The organism is Streptomyces sp. NBC_00989 (assembly GCF_045162655.1).
In the GTDB taxonomy this organism is placed as follows: Bacteria; Actinomycetota; Actinomycetes; order Streptomycetales; family Streptomycetaceae; genus Streptomyces.
This window is the reverse complement of record NZ_CP108728.1, coordinates 4,010,240-4,027,520: the sequence shown is the minus strand read 5'-3', so window position 1 is coordinate 4,027,520 and position 17,281 is coordinate 4,010,240. Positions and strand designations below refer to the sequence as shown.

Sequence of the window (17,281 nt, the reverse complement as noted above, 5' to 3'; positions counted from 1 at the left end):
AGTGAGCACAGTATATAGGTCCGGGAGTGGAATTGTCAAACAGCGATGAAATTCACGGTGAGCAGGAATTCATCGACGGTCTGTACGCACGCGTGGACGCGCTGCGCGGTGCCACCGAGGACTCCGTCACGGACGCGCTCGGGCAGGGCAACACGCCCATGCAGGCGCGGCTGGAGCGGGACATCCTGGTCGCCGAGCGCTCGGGGCTGCTCGCCGCGCTGAACGCCGTGGACGGCTCGCTCTGCTTCGGCCGGATCGACCTGACCTCCGGCGTCACCCACCACATCGGCCGTATCGGCATCCGCTCCGACGACGCCGATCTCACGCCGATCCTGATCGACTGGCGGGCCGACGTCGCCCGCCCCTTCTACCTGGCCACCGGCCACACCCCGATGGACCTGCGCCGCCGTCGGCACCTCACCACCGACGGGCGCCGCGTCACCGCCCTGCACGACGAGATCCTCGACCTCGGCGACGCCACCCGCACCGGCCACGAGGACCCGAGCGGCGACGCCGTCCTGCTCGCCGCGCTCAACTCCGCGCGCACCGGCCGGATGAGCGACATCGTGCAGACCATCCAGGCCGAACAGGACGAGATCATCCGCGCGCCCCACCGCGGGGTGCTCGTCGTCGAGGGCGGCCCCGGCACCGGCAAGACCGCCGTCGCGCTGCACCGGGCCGCGTATCTCCTCTACGAATACCGGGAGTTGCTCGCCAAGCGCGCCGTCCTGATCGTCGGACCGAACCCCGCGTTCCTCGGCTACATCGGCGAGGTGCTGCCCTCCCTCGGCGAGACCGGCGTACTCCTCGCCACCGTCGGCGAGTTGTTCCCCGGCGTGAAGGCCACGGCCGGCGACAGCCGGGCCGCCGCCGCGGTGAAGGGCCGCGCCGACATGGCCGACGTCCTCGCCGCCGTCGTACGCGACTGGCAGTCGCTGCCCGACCCGGTGATCGCGATCGAGCACGACCGCGAGATCCTCATGCTCGACGACGGCCTGGTACGGGTGGCCCGCGACCGCGCCCGCGAGGCCGGGCTCCCGCACAACGAGTCCCGGGAGCACTTCGAGGGGCACATCCTCAACACGCTCACCGAGATGGTCGCCGAACGCATCGGCACCGACCCTTTCGACGGCAGCAACCTCCTCGACCCCAGCGACATCACCCAGATCCGCGACGAACTCGCCGAGAACCCCGAAGTCTGGGCCGCCATCGACCAGTTGTGGCCGCGCCTGACCCCGCAGTACCTCGTCGCGGACTTCCTCGCCGACCCCGTGGGCTACGTCTCCGACGACGACGCGGACGCCATCCGCCGCCCGGTGACCCGCGAGTGGACCGTGGCGGACGTACCGCTGCTCGACGAGGCCGCGGAACTCCTCGGGCGGGACGACCGGGTGCGGCGGGCACGGGTGCAGCGGGAGCGGGAGGAGCAGGTGTCGTTCGCGCAGGGGGTGTTGGACGTTTCCTTCGCCTCCCGGACGTTCGAGTTCGAGGACAAGGAGGAGGGCGACCCCGAGGGCTCCGAGGTGCTGTCCGCGCACGACATCATCGACGCGGAGCGCTTCGCGGAGCGTCATGAGGAGGAGGATCACCGCAGTGCCGCGGAACGCGCGGCGGCCGACCGGACCTGGGCGTTCGGGCACATCATCGTCGACGAGGCGCAGGAACTCTCCCCGATGGCCTGGCGGTTGCTGATGCGGCGCAGCCCCACCCGGTCGATGACCCTGGTCGGCGACCCGGCCCAGACGGCGGAAGCGGCGGGTGTGGGCTCCTGGTCGGAGATCCTCGCCCCGTACGTCGAGGACCGCTTCGACCACACCCGCCTCGGCGTCAACTACCGCACGCCCGCCGAGATCATGGACCTCGCGGCGGCGGTCGTCCGCGCGGAGAATCCCGGCTTCGAACCGCCGAGTTCCGTGCGGACCACTGGTGTACGGCCCTGGGTGCGGGCCACCGACGATCTGCCGGGTGCCGTTGCCAAGGCCGTGGGTGAACTCGCCCCTGCGGAGGGGCGGTTGGCGATCATCGCGCCGCGGGATCTGCACCGGAGGTTGGCTGCGCGGCTGGACGGGGTCACGGCCGGCGCCGAGCCGGATCTGACGCGGAGTGTTGTTCTGCTTGATCCTCGGCAGGCGAAGGGGCTGGAGTTCGACTCGGTGTTGGTTGTCGAGCCGGGGCGATACGGGACGAGTGATTTGTATGTGGCGCTTACTCGGGCTACGCAGAGGTTGGGGGTGTTGCATACGGGTTCGCTGCCGCTGAGCTTGTCGGAGGCGGAGGCGGTGTGAGGGTGGCCGGTGTTGGTGACCGGTGTTGGTGTGGGCGTCCTGGGGGCTGCGCCCCCAGACCCCCATCGGCCCTGAAGGGGCCTCGTCCTCAAACGCCGGACGGGCTGAGTAGTGCCGGCCTGCGTCAGTAAGTGCCGGACGGGCTGGATTTTGCCGGCCGGCACTTACATCGCCAGGTACCTATGCCGGGCGCAGCCAGACCGTTGCCAGCGGCGGCAACGTCACCCGGATACTCGTCGGGCGGCCGTGCCACGGTTGGGGTTCGGGCTTGATGTGATCCGGGTTGGTGATGTCGCTGCCGCCGTAGAGGGCGGTGTCGGTGTTGAGGGTTTCGTGCCAGGCGGGGATGTCGTCGGGGGTGCCGAGGCGGTAGTCGTGGCGGACCACGGGGGAGAAGTTGCTGACGGCGAGGAGGGGGGAGCCGTCGGTGTCGTAGCGGAGGAAGGCGAAGACGTTGTCCTCGGAGGCGTCGCCCGTGACCCACTGGAAGCCGGCCGGGTCGGTGTCGAGTTGCCAGAGGGCGGGGGTGTGGCGGTACACCGTGTTGAGGTCGCGGACGAGGTCGCGCACGCCTCGGTGGTCGGCCTCGGCGCCGTAGGCCGGGTCGAGGAGCCACCAGTCGGGGCCGTGGGTCTCCGACCACTCCGCGCCCTGGGCGAACTCCTGGCCCATGAAGAGGAGTTGCTTGCCGGGGTGGGCCCACATGAAGGCGAGGTAGGCGCGGAGGTTGGCGCGTTGCTGCCACCAGTCGCCGGGCATCTTGGACACCAACGAGCGCTTGCCGTGGACCACTTCGTCGTGGGAGATGGGGAGGACGTAGTTCTCGCTGTAGGCGTAGACCATGGAGAAGGTCATCTCGCCGTGGTGGTGCTTGCGGTGGACGGGCTCGTGCGACATGTAGTCGAGCGAGTCGTGCATCCAGCCCATGTTCCACTTCAACCCGAAGCCCAGGCCGCCGAATCCGCCCGGTCCGATGTGGTGCGTGGCGCGCGTGACGCCGTCCCAGGCGGTGGACTCCTCGGCGATCGTCACGACACCGGGCACCCTGCGGTACACGGTCGCGTTCATCTCCTGGAGGAAGGCGACGGCGTCGAGGTTCTCCCGGCCGCCGTGCTCGTTCGGGGTCCACTGGCCCGGCTCGCGTGAGTAGTCGAGGTAGAGCATCGAGGCGACCGCGTCCACGCGCAGGCCGTCGATGTGGAACTCCTGGCACCAGTAGACGGCGTTCGCCACAAGGAAGTTGCGCACCTCACGGCGGCCGAAGTCGAACTCCAGGGTGCCCCAGTCCGGGTGCGCGGCACGGAGCGGGTCCGCGTGCTCGTACAGGGGGCGGCCGTCGAACTCGGCCAACGCCCAGTCGTCGCGCGGGAAGTGGGCCGGGACCCAGTCCATGAGGACGCCGATGCCCGCCTGGTGCAGGGCGTCGACGAGGAACTTGAAGTCGTCGGGGGTGCCGAGGCGGGCGGTCGGGGCGTAGAAGCCGGTGACCTGGTAACCCCACGAGCCGCCGAAGGGGTGCTCGGCGACCGGCATCATCTCGACGTGGGTGAACCCCAAGTCCCTGACGTAGGCGGGGAGTTGCTCGGCCAGTTGGCGGTACGTCAATCCCGGGCGCCAGGAGGCGAGATGGAGCTCGTAGACGGAGAAGGCGGCCTCGTGGGCGGGGACTTCGGCGCGCTGGGCGAGCCATTCCTCGTCGTTCCACTCGTAGTGCGAGGCGTGGACGATCGAGGAGGTGCTCGGCGGGACCTCGGTGCGGCGGGCCATCGGGTCGGCGCGGAGCGTCTTGGAACCGTCGGGCCGGGTGATCTCGAACTTGTACAGCTCGCCCTCGCCGATGCCGGGCATGAACAGTTCCCAGACACCGGTGCCGCCGAGTGAGCGCAGCGGGGCGCCCGTACCGTCCCAGAAGTTGAAGGTACCGGCGAGGCGAACGCCTTGCGCGTCCGGCGCCCACACGGTGAAACGGGTACCGGTGACGCCTTGATGCGTCATCGTCCGTGCCCCGAGCGCCTGCCACAGCTCCTCGTGCCGACCCTCGCCGATGAGATGGAGATCCAGGTCGCCGAGCGCGGGGAGGAACCGGTACGCGTCCTCGACCTCCTGCACGGTGCCCTCGTAGGCCACGGCGAGCCGATACTCCGGCACACCGTGGAGGGGCAGCAACCCGGAGAAGAACCCGTCCCCGTCGTCATGCAACTCGGCCCTCAACTGCCCGGCCACGACGGTCACTCCGAGCGCGAACGGCCGAAACACCCGGAACGCGACTCCGCCGGAGACCTGGTGGGCGCCGAGTACGGAGTGGGGGGCGTGGTGGGTGCCGTGGAGGAGTCGGTCGCGGTCTGTGGCGTCCAGGGCGGGGGAGATGGTGGTGTTGGGGGGAGCGGTGGGGGTGGGGGGAGTTACGGGGGTGGGGGAGGTTGGTGGGGTGGATGCTGGGGCTGGTTCCGGGGTGTTGCCCGGGGTCGGTAGCGGGGCCGAGGCAGGGGCAGGGGTCGCTGTGGTGGGCGGGGCGGGGGGCGTGGGCAACTTCGGGGTGTCGGCGGGTGCTGCCAGTGGGGGCGTGGATGTGGTCGGCTTCGAGGACTCGGCCGAGGTCGGCGGCGTAGTCGCCTTCGGGGTGTCGGCGGAGGCCTCTGCGGTGGATGGCGTCGCCGGTGCGGCAGCCGCCTTCGGGGTGTCAGCCGAGGTCATCAGCGGGGCCGGTGTCGAAGCGGGAGCCGCGGGCGAGGCCGGCGTGGTGGTCGGTTCCGGGGTGTCAGTCGCGGCCGTCAACGAGGTCGGCGTCGAAGTGGGAGCGGCGGGCAGTTTCGGGGCAGCGGTCGGCGTCGGTGGGGCGGTCGGCTTCGGGGCGTAGGCCGAGGCCGGTTGCGTGGGTGAGGCCGGTGCGGTGTGCGGGGGTGTGCTCGACTCCATGGCGTTGGCCGGGGTCGGAGGTATGGCTGACTCTGGGGCGTCGGCCGGAGTCTGGTCCAGAGCGGGTGCGGTTAGTGGCGACGGTGTGGCCGGCTTCGGTGTGTCAGCCGGGGCCGTCAGCGAGGTCAGCGCCGGGGCCGGTTCCGTGGTCGGTGTCGGCGGTGTGGCCAACTTCGGGGCGCTAGCCGGTGCCGACAGCGGAGCCGGAGCCGCTGTCGAAGCCGGTGCGGTGGGCGAGGTCGGCGCAGTGGACGGGGTCGGCGGTGTGGGTGACTCAGAGGTTTCGGCCAGGGGCGTCGGCACGGTCGGGACTGGTCCAGCGGGCGGTGTCGAAGATGTGGTCGGCTCTGCGGCCTTGGCTGCCACCGGCGTGGCCGGCTCCGAAACGGGACCTGACTCCGAGGTGGGACCTGGCTCCGAGGTCGGTCCCAGTTCCGAGGTGGACGCGATGCCGGGAGCGGCAGCCGCCTGATCCGATGCGGAAGGTCCCTGCTCCGTCGCGGCAGCCGTCTGCTCCGGTTCGGAAGCTCCCTGATCCGGTGCGGAATCCACCTGCTCCGGCGTGGAAGTCGCCCCTTCGGATGCGGAAGCCGCGCTTTCCGGCGAGGGAGAATCCGCCTCCGAATCCACCCCCGTGTCCGCGGTCACCGTCCTCCGCGTGGGCTTCTCGTCAGCCGCGATCGTCTTCCTGGTCAGGCCCTTCTTCGCCGAGTTCTTCTTCCCGGCGCCCTTCTTGGCGGCGGCTTTCTTGGTCACGGAGTTCTTCGCGGTCCTCTTCGTCACGGTCTTCCTCGCGCTGCTCGTTTCCGCCACGACTTCTTCTGCCGAGCCCGTCTCCGCCGGGACCTTGGCCGTCACGCTCGTCCTCTTCGCCGTACCCGTCTTCGCGGCGCCCGTCTTCGTCATGGCCTTCTCCGTCGCAGCTCTTGTCGCCGAGGTCTCTTCCGCCGAACCAGTCTTCGCCATGGCGTTCTTCGTCGCCGCCTTCTTGGCCGCCGCCTTCTTGATCACGGCGTTCTTGGCCGCCGCCTTCGTTGCCGCTGCCTTCTTCGTACCGGCGTTCTTCGTCGTCGTCCTCTTTGCGGCGGCCTTTCCAGGCTCAGCCGTCTCGGCCGGCGCGTTCTTGGTCGCCGGTCCCTTCGCTTCGGTCTTCCCGGGTCCAGCCGTCTCGGCCGGGGCGTTCTTCGCCGTAGCCCCCTTCGCCTCGGCCTTCGCGGGGCGAGCCGTCGCAGCCGGGGTGTTCTTGGTCCCCGTCCCCTTCGCTTTGGTTTTCCCCGATCCAGCCGTCGCAGCCGGTGCGCTCTTCGCCGCCGTCCCCTTGGCTTCGGCCTTCCGGGGCTCAGCCGTCGCCGCCGACGCGTTCTTCGTCGACGCCCTCTTGGCCTCAGCCTCCCCGGGCTCAGCCTTCCCAGCCGCCGCACCCTTCGTACCGGCCTTCTTCGCGACGGCGCTCTCCGTCCCGCCCCTCTTCTTCATCGCCTTCTTCGCGGCCGCTCCCTTGCCCGCAGCCTTCTTGCCCGCGCCCCCCTTGCCCGTCGCCCCCTCACCCGCAGTCTTCTTCGTGCCGCCGCCCCCACCGCGCCCCTTCCCCCCAGGAGCCGTCAACTGCACTTCCGCACCGCTCTTCCCCTCGGCCGTTTTCTTCCTCGGCTTTGGATCCGAACCGTTGGACGGGGGACGCGGGGTCACGGGTGGAGCCTCCTGAGGCGGGGTGGGGTCGGGGTGAGTTCGGGGTGGTGGGTGGGGTCAGGTCTTGGGGTTGGCCAGGCGGCGGATCGCCGACAACGGCACCGGGAGCCAGTCGGGGCGGTGGCGGGCCTCGTAGAGGACCTCGTAGATCGCCTTGTCCGTCTCGTATGCGCGGAGCAGGACCGGGTCCGTGCGGGGGTCCACGCCCGTCACCTCCGCGTACCCCGAGCAGTACGCCGCCCGGGCCGTGTCCGCCCAGGCCGGTGCCGGCGGTGTCGTCGAGTGGGCCGCGTAGTCGAAAGAACGGAGCATCCCCGCGATGTCCCGTACCGGAGGCTGGGGCATGCGGCGTTCCGCGAGGGGTCTGGACGGTTCGCCCTCGAAGTCGATCAGGGACCATTCGCCGGAGGGGGAGTGCAGGCACTGGCCCAGGTGCAGGTCGCCGTGGATGCGTTGGGCGGTCCAGGTGTGACCCTCCGCCGCCAGGTCCGCCAGGGCCGAGAACGCCGAGCGCAGGCCAGGAGCGTACGGGCGCAGGGCCGGTACCGCTTGTGCCGCCGCGTCCAGGCGCTCGGTCATGCCGGTGACCAGGAGTTCCAACTGCGCGTGCCCCAGCGTCATCGTCGGCAGCGCTCGCGCCAACGCCACGTGGACCTCCGCCGTCGCCCTGCCCAGCGACCTCGCCTCCGCGCCGAAGTCCTCGCCCTTGGACAGTTCGCTCAGCGCCAGTTCCCAGCCGTCCGCCGCGCCCTGCACGAATGGTTGGAGGACTCCCAGGACGTACGGCTCGTCGGCGAATTCCGCGCGGAGCCACGCCGTCGGGGCCGGTACCCGGGGGCAGCCCTCCAGGGCCAGCGCCAGCGGGAGTTCCAGGTCGGGGTTGGTGCCGGGCACGATCCTGCGCAGCAGTTTCAGGATGAACGTATCGCCGTAGACCACCGACGAATTGGACTGCTCGGCCGTCATCAGGCGTGGTGTCAGGCCGGGGCCGATGTCGGGGGCGTCCGGGGCCCGTTCGAAGCGCAGCCCGCCGATGCGGGCCTGGGAGCGCAGCGCCTCCAGGAGCACCTCGGCGGGCCGGGGGTCGTACAGGGCCTCGTACACCGTGTGACCGGCGAACGGGCCCTCCTCCACATGTCCGATCAGCGCGGGCGCGAGCCGGGGTGACAGCGCCTCGCGCACGCCTATGAGGAGCTGGTAGCAGTCGCCGGGGGCTGGGGACTGGTGGGCGCGGACCAGGAGGTGGTACAGGCCCAGCTTGCCGTCCAGCGGCAGCAGCTCCGTCGCCGCCACCAGCGAGAAACCCGTGACGGGACGGCCTTTGCCCGCGAACCACCGTTGCCTCGGCAGCCACTCCCGAAGGAGGGGGTCGAGCGACGCGAGGAGGCCGTGACCGGGACTGGTCCGGCCGGAAAGTGTGACAGTTTCCGCCATGGCGTCACGTTCCTTTCCCCGGGGGTGGGTCGGGGTGTCACTGTTGCGTGCCCCGGGCGGGGCGGGGGAAACCGAAACCGCCCCGCCCCGCAGGGACCGGCCGGGATCTAGGCGGCTTCCTTGCGGAGCCTGAACCAGTAGAAGCCGTGGCCCGCCAGCGTCAGCAAGTACGGCAGCTGTCCTACGGCCGGAAAGCGCACCCCGCCGAACAGTTCGACCGGATGCCTCCCATTGAACGCCCGCAGGTCCAGTTCCGTCGGCTGCGCGAACCGGGAGAAGTTGTTCACGCACAGGACGAGGTCGTCCTCGTACTCGCGCAGGAACGCGATCACCGCAGGATTCGACGACGGCAGTTCCCGGTACGAGCCGAGGCCGAACGCCAGGTTCTGCTTACGGATCTCGATCATGCGGCGCGTCCAGTGCAGCAGCGAGGAGGGCGACGACATCGACGCCTCGACGTTGGTGACCTGGTAGCCGTAGACGGGATCCATGATGGTCGGCAGTGACAGTCGGCCGGGGTCACAGGACGAAAAACCTGCGTTGCGATCCGGTGTCCACTGCATCGGCGTGCGGACGGCGTCGCGGTCGCCGAGCCAGATGTTGTCGCCCATGCCGATCTCGTCGCCGTAGTAGAGGATCGGCGAGCCGGGGAGCGACAGGAGCAGGGCCGTGAACAGCTCGATCTGGTTGCGGTCGTTGTCCAGGAGCGGGGCCAGCCGCCGCCTGATACCGATGTTGGCGCGCATACGCGGGTCCTTCGCGTACTCCGCCCACATGTAGTCGCGTTCCTCGTCGGTGACCATCTCCAGGGTCAGCTCGTCGTGGTTGCGCAGGAAGATGCCCCACTGGCAGCCGGACGGGATCGCCGGGGTCTTGGCCAGGATCTCCGAGACCGGATACCTCGATTCCCGGCGGACCGCCATGAAGATCCTCGGCATCACCGGGAAGTGGAACGCCATGTGGCACTCGTCGCCGCCGCTCCGGAAGTCGCCGAAGTAGTCGACGACGTCCTCGGGCCACTGGTTCGCCTCCGCCAGCACCACCGTGTCGGGGTACTGCGCGTCGATCTCCTTGCGCACCCGGCGGAGGAACTCGTGGGTTGCCGGAAGGTTTTCGCAGTTGGTGCCCTCGGCCGCGAACAGGTACGGGACCGCGTCCAGGCGGAAGCCGTCGATGCCCAGGTCCAGCCAGAACTTCAGCGCCGAGATGATCTCTTCCTGCACGGCCGGGTTCTCGTAGTTGAGGTCCGGCTGGTGGGAGAAGAAGCGGTGCCAGAAGTACTGCTTGCGGACGGGGTCGAAGGTCCAGTTGGAGGCTTCGGTGTCGACGAAGATGATGCGGGCGTCGGGGTACTGCTTGTCGTCGTCGGCCCACATGTAGTAGTCGCCGTAGGGCCCGTCGGGGTCCTTGCGGGATTCCTGGAACCACGGGTGCTGGTCGCTGGTGTGGTTCATGACGAAGTCGATGATGACGCGCATGCCGCGTTGGTGGGCGGAGTCGACGAACTCGACGAAGTCGGCGAGGTCGCCGAATTCGGGGAGTACGGCGGTGTAGTCGGAGACGTCGTAACCGCCGTCGCGGAGTGGGGATTTGAAGAAGGGGGGTAGCCAGAGGCAGTCGACGCCGAGCCACTGGAGGTAGTCGAGTTTGGCGGTGATGCCCTTGAGGTCACCGACGCCGTCGCCGTTGCTGTCCTGGAAGGAGCGGACCAGGACCTCGTAGAAGACGGCGCGTTTGAACCACTCGGGGTCCCGGTCCTTGGCGGGAGTGTCCTCGAAGGTGTCCGGGACGGGCTCGTTGACGATCATATGGTGGGTGACCCTCCGATCTGCGGGGACGGTCGCAGGACGGTGAGGATGTGTGCGGGCCGGTTACCCGGCTCCAGGCGCACATAGTTGGCCCTGCCCCAGTGATAGGTCTCACCGGTGAGCTCGTCGCGCACCGGTACCGACTCGTGCCATTCCAGGCCGAGTTGCGGCATGTCCAACGAGACCGTGGCCTCCTGGGTGTGGTGAGGGTCGAGGTTGACGACCACCAGAACCGTGTTCGAACCGTTCCGCTTCGAGTACGCGATCACCGCCTCCTGATCCGTCTGATGGAAGTGGAGGTCACGCAGCTGCCGCAACGCCGGGCTGCGGCGCCGGATGTCGTTGAGCTTGCCCAGCAATGGCGCGATGCTACGTCCTTCCCGCTCGGCCGACACCCAGTCGCGGGGACGGAGTTGGTACTTCTCGGAGTCCAGATACTCCTCGCTGCCGGGCCGCAACGGGGTGTTCTCGCACAACTCATACCCGCTGTACACCCCCCAGGTGGGAGAGAGGGTCGCCGCCAGTACCGCGCGCAGTTCGAAGGCGGGCCGACCGCCCTCCTGGAGGAACTCGTGCAGGATGTCCGGGGTGTTCACGAAGAAGTTCGGCCGCATGTAGGCAGCCGCCTCGCCCGACAACTCGCTGAGGTATTCGGTGAGTTCTTCCTTCGTGTTGCGCCAGGTGAAGTAGGTGTACGACTGCTGGAAGCCGACCTGCGCCAGGGTGGCCATCATCGCCGGACGCGTGAACGCCTCGGCCAGGAAGATGATGTCCGGGTCGGCGCCGTTGATCTCGGCGATCACCCGTTCCCAGAACACGACCGGCTTGGTGTGCGGGTTGTCCACGCGGAAGATCCGCACGCCGTGGTCCATCCAGTGCCGCAGCACGCGGACGGTCTCGGTGATCAGGCCGTCCATGTCCCGGTCGAAGGCGATCGGGTAGATGTCCTGGTACTTCTTCGGCGGGTTCTCCGCGTACGCGATCGTGCCGTCCGGGCGGTGGTGGAACCACTCCGGGTGCTTCTCCACCCACGGGTGATCGGGGGAGCACTGGAGCGCGAAGTCGAGCGCGATCTCCATGCCCAGCTCGGCGGCCCGCGCGACGAACGCGTCGAAGTCCTCCAGCGTGCCCAGCTGCGGGTGGATCGCGTCGTGCCCGCCCTCCGGGGAGCCGATCGCCCAGGGGACGCCGACGTCCTCACGCCCGGCGGAGAGGGTGTTGTTGGGGCCCTTGCGGAAGGTGCTCCCGATCGGATGGATCGGCGGCAGATAGACGACGTCGAAGCCCATCGCCGCGATGCCGTCCAGCCGCTTCGCGGCCGTACGGAACGTGCCGTGAGGCTGGGCCGGAGTGCCCTCGGAACGCGGGAAGAACTCGTACCAGGCGCCGTAGAGAGCCCGCTCCCGCTCGACCAGCAGCGGGCGCGGTTCGGCGGCCGTGACCAGTTCCCGTAGGGGATGGCGGGCCAGCACCCCGTCCACCTCCGGCGTCAGTGCGGCGGCGAGGCGGGCGGCGGCCGGGCGGGTCTCGTCGCGGAGAGCGGACACGGCGGCGCGGAGGACGGGGCGGAGGCCCTTGCCCTTCGGTACGCCGGTGATGGCGCGTTCGTACAGGCGCGCGCCCTCCTCCAGGACCAGGTCCGTGTCCATACCGGCCGGGATCTTGATCTGGGCGTGGTGGCGCCAGGTGGCGACCGGGTCGCTCCAGGCCTCCACGGTGTAGGTCCACCGGCCGGGTTCGCCGGGTGTGACGGTGGCGCCCCAGCGGTCGGAGCCCGGGGCGAGCTCCCGCATCGGGGTCCATGGGCCGGGGTGGCCGTCCGGGTCGTAGAGCACGGCGTTGGCGGCGACCGCGTCGTGGCCCTCGCGGAAGACGATGGCCGAGACCTCGAACGCCTCACCGGTCACCGCCTTGGCGGACCGGTGGCCGTGCTGGACGACCGGCCGGACATCGAGGACGGGGATGCGTCCGATGCCGGGAGGTGTGCCGTCCGCGGAGGGTGGCTCCGGGGCGGGTGGTGCCGTGCCGGCGGGGCGCACGGGGGGCGTGGCCGTGCCGGATGTCGGGGGTGCTGACGAGTGGTGCGTGGCGGGCATGACCGCTCCTGTCCGCGTCAACGTGGGTGTGGGCGGATGGATGTGGGGAGGTGGGTCCTGCGAAGGAGATCCCGTGGTGCGTCTGGGGGCATACCGGTGGAGCCTTCCCACCCTATTCGGGTTAGCAATCCGGCAGGTTGCTAACTACTTACGCGCAGATCTCCACAGAAAGATCCGGCCCCGTCCTGGGCGAACGGGGCCGGTCCCGACACTCTCGCACTAGGACCGCGGTACTTGCAGGAGTTTGTCCGGCGAACCGGGTCCCTCGCCGGACACCTTGCCGGAAACCGCCCCCGCGACGAGTGCCGCGGAGACCTGCGCGGGTGTGGCGCGCGGGTGACCGGCGAGATAGACGGCCGCCGCGCCGGCCGCGTGCGGTGACGCCATCGACGTACCGGAGAAGGTCGCCTTGCCCGTGTCGCTCGCGTACGACGCGGAGGTGATCGAGACGCCCGGGGCGAAGAGGTCGACGGCCGGGCCGTAGTTCGAGAAGGCCGCCCGGGCGTCGTTCTTGTCGGTGGCGCCGACCGTGACGGCCTCCTTGACGTCGGCGGGGGAGTACAGACCGGCCGGCAGCCCGTCGTTGCCCGCCGCGACCGTGTACGTGACACCGGAGGCGATCGAGTTGCGTACGGCCGTGTCCAGCTGGGCGTTGTGGTAGCCGCCCAGGCTGAGATTGGCGACCGCGGGTTTGCGCGCGTGCCGGGTGACCCAGTCGATACCCGCGATGACCTGCGAGGTCGTACCGGCTCCGGCGTTGTCCAGGACCCGTACGGCGACGACCTTGGCCTTCTTGGCGACGCCGTACGTGGTGCCGGCGATCGTGCCGGCGACATGGGTGCCGTGGCCGTTGCCGTCCTGGGCGGTGGTGTCGTTGTCGACGAAGTCCCAGCCGTAGCTCGCCCGGCCGCCGAAGTCCTTGTGGGTGACGCGGATGCCGGTGTCGATCACGTAGACCGTCACCCCGCTGCCCCCGGAGGCCGGCGAGGTGTAGCTCTTGTTCAGCGGCAGGCTCGGCTGGTCGAGACGGTCCAGGCCCCAGGACGGCGGGTTGCGCTGCACGCGGCCGACGCCGTCCACGGTGACGCGGGTGTCCTGGGCGACCGAGGCGACCCGCGCGTCCGCCGCGAGGAGTCTCGCCTGTCTCTCGTTCGCCTCGATGGCGTAGCCGTTGAGGGCCGTGCCGTAGGTGTGGCTTATTTTCGCCCCGTACTTCTCGGCGAGCCCCTTGCCTGCCGCCGACGGAGCCTTCGTCCCCCCTTTCAACGTCACCAGGTAGCTACCGCTGACGGAGCCGGGTTCACCGGCGCCGAGTATGGTCCCCTCCGGTGCGGCGTGCGCGGGCAGGGTGATGGCCGAAAGCACCACGACTGTGGTGACCGCGGTCAGTCCCCCCGCCCGGCGCAGACGCCGCGTACGCGTCCGTGCCATGTCGAGTTCCCCTCCTTCAACTCTCCACGGGGCAGCCTCTCGTGCGGTGCGAAGCACCACAATGGCGCATGAGGGCGCCTTTTCAGTACATGCCGGTTCAACTTCTTCAGCACAGGCCGGTTCCCCTCCAGCCCAGGTCGGCAAAATCCAGCCCGTCCGGCGTTTGAGGACGAGGCCGTCCAGGCCGACGGGGGTCTGGGGGCGAAGCCCCCAGCGAGGGCGACACCATCGCCGGTAACGTCATCACACACGACGACACACATAGCCGTGTGTCATCCAGCGAAGCGCCGAGGTGGAGCTGTGAAGGCGATCCGTCGATTCACCGTCCGTCCCGTTCTCCCCGAACCCCTCCGACCTCTCAGTGATCTGGCGCGCAATCTGCGCTGGTCCTGGCACGCCGACACGCGTGATCTCTTCCAGTCCGTCGATCCCGAGCACTGGGCCGCGTCGGAACGCGATCCCGTACGACTCCTCGGCAGCGTGTCCGCCGAGCGGCTCGCGGAGCTGGCCGAGGACCACCACTTCCTGCGCCGGCTCACCGAGGTCGCGGGCGACCTCGCCGACTATGTGGGCGGTGACCGCTGGTATCAGACCCAGGGCGGTGAACTGCCCGCCGCCGTCGCCTACTTCTCACCCGAGTTCGGTGTCACGGCCGCCCTGCCGCAGTACTCCGGCGGCCTCGGCATCCTCGCCGGCGACCATCTCAAATCGGCCAGCGACCTCGGCGTACCGCTGATCGGTGTCGGACTCCTCTACCGGCACGGCTACTTCCGCCAGTCGCTGTCCCGGGACGGCTGGCAGCAGGAGCACTATCCGGTCCTCGATCCCAACGAACTCCCGGTGGCGCTGCTGCGGGAGGAGGACGGCTCCCCGGCCCAGGTCTCCCTGGCGCTGCCCGGCGGCCGTTCGCTGCGGGCCCGGATCTGGCTCGCGCAGGTCGGCCGGGTGCCGCTGCTGATGCTGGACTCGGACGTCGAGGAGAACGACGTCAGTGAGCGCGGCGTGACCGACGTTCTCTACGGCGGCGGCAGCGAACACCGGCTGCTCCAGGAGATGTTGCTCGGCATAGGGGGTGTGCGGGCGGTGCGGACGTACTGTCGCCTCACCGGTCACCCCGAGCCCGAGGTGTTCCACACGAACGAGGGGCACGCGGGCTTCCTCGGCCTGGAGCGGATCGCCGAACTCTGCGACGCGGGGCTGGACTTCGCCGCGGGTCTGGAGGCGGTGCGGGCCGGCACGGTCTTCACCACGCACACGCCCGTACCGGCCGGAATCGACCGTTTCGACCGGGAGTTGGTGGCCCGGCACTTCGGGCCGGAGGCCGAACTCCCGCGCATGGACGTCCAGCACATCCTGAGCCTCGGCATGGAGACCTACCCGGGCGGCGAACCCAACCTGTTCAACATGGCCGTGATGGGCCTGCGGCTGGGTCAACGGGCCAATGGCGTCTCCCTGTTGCACGGTCAGGTCAGCCGGGAGATGTTCTCCGGTCTCTGGCCGGGGTTCGACGCCGAGGAGGTGCCGATCACCTCCGTGACCAACGGGGTGCACGCGCCGACCTGGGTCGCCCCCGAGGTGTTCCGGCTGGGCGCGCGGCAGATCGGCGCCCAGCGCACCGAGGACGCGCTGACGGTGGGCGGTTCGGACCGCTGGGACGCGGTCGCGGAGATCCCGGACCAGGACATCTGGGAACTGCGCCGCGATCTGCGTGAGCAGCTGGTCGTGGAGGTACGGGAACGGCTCCGCGCGTCCTGGCGTCAACGCGGCGCGGGGTCGGCCGAGTTGGGCTGGATCGACGGCGTGCTCGACCCCGACGTCCTCACCATCGGATTCGCGCGCCGCGTCCCGTCGTACAAGCGCCTGACGTTGATGCTGCGCGACCGCGACCGGCTGATGGATCTGCTCCTGCACCCCGACCACCCGATCCAGATCGTGGTGGCGGGCAAGGCGCACCCGGCGGACGACGGGGGCAAGCGGCTGGTCCAGGAGTTGGTGAAGTTCGCGGACGACCCGCGCGTCCGGCACCGCATCGTCTTCCTCCCCGACTACGGCATGGCGATGGCGCAGAAGCTGTACCCCGGCTGCGACATCTGGCTCAACAACCCGCTCCGCCCGCTGGAGGCCTGCGGCACGAGCGGTATGAAGGCCGCCCTGAACGGCTGCCTCAACCTCTCGGTGCTGGACGGCTGGTGGGACGAGTGGTTCCAGCCCGACTTCGGCTGGGCCATCCCCACGGCGGACGGCACCGCCACGGACCCCGACCACCGGGACGACGTGGAGGCCGCCGCGCTCTACGACCTCCTGGAGCAGCGCGTCACCCCGCGCTTCTATGAGCGCGGCCAGGACGGGCTGCCCGACCGCTGGATCGAAATGGTCCGCCAGACACTGACGTTGCTCGGTCCGAAGGTGCTGGCGGGGCGCATGGTGCGGGAGTACGTGGAGCGGCTGTACGCCCCGGCCGCGCACGCCCATCGCGCGATGACCCCGGACGCGGCGCGCGAACTGGCCGTGTGGAAGGGGCGGGTGCGCTCCGCTTGGCACGGGGTGACCGTCGACCATGTGGAGACGTCCGCGGCTACGGCCACCGCGGAACTCGGTACGACGCTCAATCTCCGGGTGCGGGTGGGGCTGGCCGGGCTTGCTCCGGACGACGTCGAAGTGCAGGCGGTGTCGGGGCGGGTGGACCCGGAGGACCGGATCGGGGACGCGACGACGGTTCCCTTGAAGCCGGCGGGGGGTCCGGATGCGGAGGGGCACTGGTTGTACGAGGGGCCGCTCGCCCTTGATCGCACCGGGCCCTATGGGTACACGGTCCGGATCCTGCCCGCGCATCGACTGCTGGCGTCCGGTGCGGAGTTGGGGTTGGTGGCGGTGCCTTTGGAGGACGGGGTGGAAGGCGCGGGCGTGTTGATGCGGTAGCACTCCGCTGGGAAGTCCGGTGCTTTGGCTGCGGGTCCGGTGGGGGCTGGTCGCGCAGTTCCCCGCGCCCCTGAAAGCTGTCGTGAGCGCCGGACTTCCCTTGCCCCCCTCACACCTCCGAACAACCGGACATCGGCTCGCCCCCTCACACCTCCGAGTACGGCGCGCACATCTGGCGCAGTGTGTTGCCGATCCGGCGTGCGTACGCGTGCTGCAAGCCGCGGGTTGCCGGGCCGCCCAGGCGTGCGTACCACTTGGCGCCTCGGCTGAAGGCCGAGACCGTCAGCCAGACCGTGCCGTCGCCTGTGCGGTCGACGACGAAGGCTTCCTCGCCGCATTCGGGGTGGCCGGGGAGGGTGCCGTAGGCCCAGCCGGACCTGCGGTGTTCCTCGACCGTCCAGACGATGCGGCAGGGGGCTTTGATGAGGCCGGCGAGAGTAACCGTTACGTCTACGCCGGGGGCCGCTTTTTCGGCGCTCGCCTCGATGCCTACGCCCATCTCGCGGTGCAGTTCCCAGGTCAGGACCGCTTCGGACGCCCGGCGGAAGACCTTCTCGCCCTCGCCGATCCGGGTGCGCACATAGAGGGGGTGGAAGCCCGGGGGGCAGAAGCCGCGTTCGCGGGTCGCGCCGACGTCGTCGTACGTGAAGGACATGGAACCCAAGAGTAGGGCGGTACCCGGAGATGCCTTCGCTCCGGGTAC

9 protein-coding genes and 1 pseudogene are annotated in these 17,281 nt (G+C 69.8%); 3 read left to right on the top strand and 7 right to left on the bottom strand.

Annotated elements, in window-relative coordinates; all coding sequences use genetic code 11:
* Positions 1-32 precede the first annotated feature (32 nt).
* Positions 33-2,285 carry a HelD family protein gene (locus tag OG714_RS17210; protein WP_406121957.1) on the top strand — a complete coding sequence of 751 codons (2,253 nt, stop codon included), beginning with the start codon at positions 33-35 and terminating at the stop codon, positions 2,283-2,285.
* 180 nt (positions 2,286-2,465) lie between these two features.
* Here OG714_RS17210 and glgB read toward each other — a convergent pair whose 3' ends face one another.
* A complete protein-coding gene (gene glgB, locus OG714_RS17205; protein WP_406131854.1) occupies positions 2,466-4,814 on the bottom strand; it encodes a 1,4-alpha-glucan branching enzyme in 2,349 nt (782 codons plus the stop codon).
* Here glgB and OG714_RS17200 point away from each other — a divergent pair.
* Positions 4,807-5,142 carry a hypothetical protein gene (locus OG714_RS17200; protein ID WP_406132247.1) on the top strand — a complete coding sequence of 112 codons (336 nt, stop codon included), beginning with the start codon at positions 4,807-4,809 and terminating at the stop codon, positions 5,140-5,142. The two genes, glgB and OG714_RS17200, sit on opposite strands and share 8 nt — an antisense overlap.
* A gap of 722 nt (positions 5,143-5,864) precedes the next feature.
* Here OG714_RS17200 and OG714_RS17195 read toward each other — a convergent pair.
* The 5 genes and pseudogenes from OG714_RS17195 to OG714_RS17175 form a co-directional block, all read right to left on the bottom strand.
* Positions 5,865-6,677: pseudogene (locus OG714_RS17195) on the bottom strand (hypothetical protein); the annotation flags it as partial.
* A gap of 270 nt (positions 6,678-6,947) precedes the next feature.
* Positions 6,948-8,324, bottom strand: coding sequence for a maltokinase N-terminal cap-like domain-containing protein (locus OG714_RS17190; RefSeq protein WP_406121956.1), 1,377 nt, complete (start codon positions 8,322-8,324; stop codon positions 6,948-6,950).
* Positions 8,325-8,431: 107 nt separating this feature from the next.
* Positions 8,432-10,132 carry a maltose alpha-D-glucosyltransferase gene (gene treS, locus OG714_RS17185; protein ID WP_406121954.1) on the bottom strand — a complete coding sequence of 567 codons (1,701 nt, stop codon included), beginning with the start codon at positions 10,130-10,132 and terminating at the stop codon, positions 8,432-8,434.
* The gene (locus tag OG714_RS17180) at positions 10,129-12,228 is read right to left on the bottom strand and encodes an alpha-1,4-glucan--maltose-1-phosphate maltosyltransferase (protein WP_406121952.1); all 2,100 of its coding nucleotides are present in this window, start codon (positions 12,226-12,228) and stop codon (positions 10,129-10,131) included. Before OG714_RS17180 ends, treS begins: the two co-directional genes overlap by 4 nt.
* 219 nt (positions 12,229-12,447) lie before the next feature.
* On the bottom strand, positions 12,448-13,659 hold the full coding sequence (locus tag OG714_RS17175; protein WP_406121950.1) for a S8 family peptidase: 1,212 nt from the start codon (positions 13,657-13,659) through the stop codon (positions 12,448-12,450).
* A 300-nt stretch (positions 13,660-13,959) separates the two neighbouring features.
* Between OG714_RS17175 and OG714_RS17170 the strand changes: the two genes are divergently transcribed.
* Positions 13,960-16,578 (top strand): glycosyltransferase family 1 protein, encoded by a 2,619-nt coding sequence (locus OG714_RS17170; RefSeq protein WP_406121948.1) that lies wholly within the window; start codon positions 13,960-13,962, stop codon positions 16,576-16,578.
* Positions 16,579-16,723: 145 nt separating this feature from the next.
* On the opposite strand, the gene OG714_RS17165 is transcribed toward OG714_RS17170, so the two are convergent.
* Positions 16,724-17,233, bottom strand: coding sequence for a DUF1990 family protein (locus OG714_RS17165; RefSeq protein ID WP_406121946.1), 510 nt, complete (start codon positions 17,231-17,233; stop codon positions 16,724-16,726).
* Between the last annotated feature and the right edge of the window lie 48 nt (positions 17,234-17,281).

Excerpts from the sequence above, each read along its gene's own strand:
- OG714_RS17190 (WP_406121956.1), bottom strand. The coding sequence starts at position 8,324 with ATGGCGGAAACTGTCACACTTTCCGGCCGGACCAGTCCCGGTCACGGC.
- OG714_RS17180 (WP_406121952.1), bottom strand. The coding sequence starts at position 12,228 with ATGCCCGCCACGCACCACTCGTCAGCACCCCCGACATCCGGCACGGCC.
- OG714_RS17165 (WP_406121946.1), bottom strand. The coding sequence starts at position 17,233 with ATGTCCTTCACGTACGACGACGTCGGCGCGACCCGCGAACGCGGCTTC.
- OG714_RS17175 (WP_406121950.1), bottom strand. The coding sequence starts at position 13,659 with ATGGCACGGACGCGTACGCGGCGTCTGCGCCGGGCGGGGGGACTGACC.
- treS (WP_406121954.1), bottom strand. The coding sequence starts at position 10,132 with ATGATCGTCAACGAGCCCGTCCCGGACACCTTCGAGGACACTCCCGCC.